The organism is uncultured Amnibacterium sp. (assembly GCF_964245895.1).
Lineage (GTDB): Bacteria > Actinomycetota > Actinomycetes > Actinomycetales > Microbacteriaceae > Amnibacterium.
The window spans coordinates 1-2,527 of the sequence record NZ_CAXTOQ010000176.1; the positions used below are offsets into that span (position 1 = coordinate 1).

The 2,527-nt window shown below is 71.4% G+C and carries 3 protein-coding genes; 1 reads left to right on the top strand and 2 read right to left on the bottom strand.

The genetic code is table 11. The annotated features are described in order from the left end of the window. Together rplC and rpsJ are read right to left on the bottom strand one after the other, a co-directional pair. Positions 1 to 455 (bottom strand): 50S ribosomal protein L3 (gene rplC, locus ACFE60_RS16640; RefSeq protein ID WP_375389975.1); only part of this gene is annotated, 455 nt, incomplete at its 3' end. Positions 456 to 466: 11 nt separating this feature from the next. Further along, entirely contained in the window at positions 467 to 775 is a 309-nt protein-coding gene (gene rpsJ, locus ACFE60_RS16645) for a 30S ribosomal protein S10 (RefSeq protein ID WP_116648288.1), read from the bottom strand. 725 nt (positions 776 to 1,500) lie between these two features. Between rpsJ and ACFE60_RS16650 the strand changes: the two genes are divergently transcribed. Further along, the gene (locus ACFE60_RS16650) at positions 1,501 to 2,454 is read left to right on the top strand and encodes a hypothetical protein (protein ID WP_375389976.1); all 954 of its coding nucleotides are present in this window, start codon (positions 1,501 to 1,503) and stop codon (positions 2,452 to 2,454) included. Positions 2,455 to 2,527 lie beyond the last annotated feature (73 nt).

A 2,527-nucleotide genomic window follows, 5' to 3' on the forward strand; every position in this document is an offset into this window, starting at 1 on the left:
GAGCCGGGCTTGCGGTGGTTGCGGTGCGAGCCGTGGCTCGACGAGACGCCCTTGAAGTTGTGGCGCTTCATGACGCCGGCGAAGCCCTTGCCCTTGCTGGTGCCGACGACGTCGACCTTCTTGCCGGCCTCGAACACCTCGACGGTGAGCTCCTGACCGAGGCTGTACTCGGCCGCGTCCGCCGTACGGACCTCGGTGAGGTGACGGCGGGGCGTGACGCCCGCTGCGGCGAAGTGGCCGGCCGCCGGCTTGTTCGACTTGCGGGGGTCGATCGCACCGGCGGCGATCTGGACGGCGGTGTAGCCGTCCTTCTCCGGCGTACGGATCTGGGTGACGACGTTCGGGGTCACCTGGATGACCGTGACCGGGACGAGGCGGTTGCCCTCGCCCCAGACCTGGGTCATGCCGAGCTTCGTGCCGAGGAGACCTGCGAACGTACGAGTCGCGTTGGACATCCGTTCCTCTCCTAGAGCTTGATCTCGATGTTGACGTCGGCGGGCAGGTCGAGCCGCATGAGCGAGTCGACGGCCTTCGGCGTCGGGTCGATGATGTCGATGAGCCGCTTGTGGGTGCGCATCTCGAAGTGCTCGCGGCTGTCCTTGTACTTGTGCGGCGAGCGGATCACGGCGATCACGTTCTTCTCCGTGGGAAGCGGCACCGGGCCGACGACCGTGGCGCCGGCGCGGGTGACCGTGTCGACGATCTTCCGCGCCGAGCTGTCGAGCCCCGCGTGGTCGTACGACTTCAGTCGGATGCGGATCTTCTGTCCCGCCATGGATTCCTCGTTCCGTGCGCGCCTCGCGACGCGCGGTTCGTGGCCTGCCGGCCGACTCGCCCTCCGCCCGCAGGTGTCCCCGTGGGCGCAGCGCGATCCGCACCGCTGTTCTGCTTTTAGGTGCCTTCCGGCGCTGCTCGCCGCTCCCCCGCGGACCCGCCGACGCGCGCAGGCGGAACTGATCCGCAGCGCGTCTGCGCAGGCCCCCGCTCCGACCCGAGGATCGGAGCACCGGAGCGCCGAGGTGTTCTGCCGCCCGCGGCCCGATCCTTCGATCGTGCACTGCCTGACGGTGATCCGGACTCGCACGGGCACTCGGCGCCGCGCTCCACCCGGAATGTGGAACCCCGATATCTTGCCATGCCCCCGAGTGGGTCGCAACCCGGGCGTGTCGCGGTCCGGTCGGTCCTCCGCGGACTCTGCGGCCTCCGCGCGCTCCGCGGCCTCCGCGCGCTCCGCGGCCTCCGCGCGACGGACGTGCCACGTCGCGCGGTACTCCGACCTCCACGCGGTAGGCGTACCCACCGCGCGGAGGTGACGGCTACCGCGCGACGTCGGGGACGTGACCGCAGCGAGGACGACGGCGTGCAGCTGGGCCGTGCGGCCGCTGGCCTGCGGCGGGCAAGGGGTGCGAAGCCCCCTCCCCAGGGCGATCTGCGGGCGGCCTGCCCCGCGGCACGCCGAAGGGGTGAAGCGGACCTCCCGCGGATGCAGAGTGACCCGCCATGACCGACGGACGCCTGTTCACCCGTACCGAGCTGCTGGGGTGGTCGGGTACGCGACCGGAGCGCGATCGGAGCCTCCTCCGGCCGCGCCGGAACGTGTACCTGCCCGGCGGAGAGGTGCCGCAGGACGGACGGGACCGCTACCTCCTCCTCATCCGCGCCGCGCACCGGACGCTGACGGGCGACCGGATCTACTCGCACGAGTCCGCTACCGCCGTGCTGGGACTCCCGTCCTTATTCGGGTGGCCGGCGGACGTGCACCTGATCTGCGAGCGGCGGTCGGGCGGCCGGTCGCAGCTCGACGTCGTGCGGCACTGCGTGGGCCTGGAGCACGTGCGGCCCGTACTCGTCGACGGGATGCTCGTCACGAGCCCCGGCCGGACGGCCTTCGACATCGCGCTCACGCGCTCGTTCGAGGAGGCGGTCGTCGTCGCGGACGCCGCGTTCCGGCTCTACCCGGACTCGCGTCGGGAGTTCGCCGAGCTCGTCGATGCCTACGGGCGCCGGCGAGGCTTCCAGAAGGCGGCCGACGTGCTGGCCTTCGCCGATCCGCGAAGCGGTTCGGCGGGCGAGTCCTGGAGTCGGACGGAGATGTACCGGCTCGGATTCGCCAGACCCGATCTCCAGGTGCTCGTCACGACGGACGGCAAGGACGAGTTCGGGGACTTCGGATGGCCGATCAGCCGGAGCCTGGGCGAGTTCGACGGCGAGGTGAAGTACCGGGAGGACCGGTACCGCCAGGGCGGCGACGCCGTCGATGTCGTCATCCGCGAGAAGAACCGCGAGAACCGCATGCGGGTGCGGTGGCCGAACATCGGCCGCTGGGACTACTCGGACATCCGGCGGGGCCGGCTGGCTGGGATCCTGATCGCCGCGCGGGTCCCTCGCTACACCGACTGGGCCGGCCGCCGACCATCCGTCGCGCGGTACTCCTCACCTTCGCGCGGTGGGTAGGCCTACCGCGCGAAGGGAGAGGTACCGCGCGAGCGGGTGGAGGTACCGCGCGAGCGGGTGGAGGTACCGCGCG

Coding starts and splice junctions, on each gene's coding strand:
- ACFE60_RS16650 (WP_375389976.1), top strand. CDS start 1,501: ATGACCGACGGACGCCTGTTCACCCGTACCGAGCTGCTGGGGTGGTCG.
- rpsJ (WP_116648288.1), bottom strand. CDS start 775: ATGGCGGGACAGAAGATCCGCATCCGACTGAAGTCGTACGACCACGCG.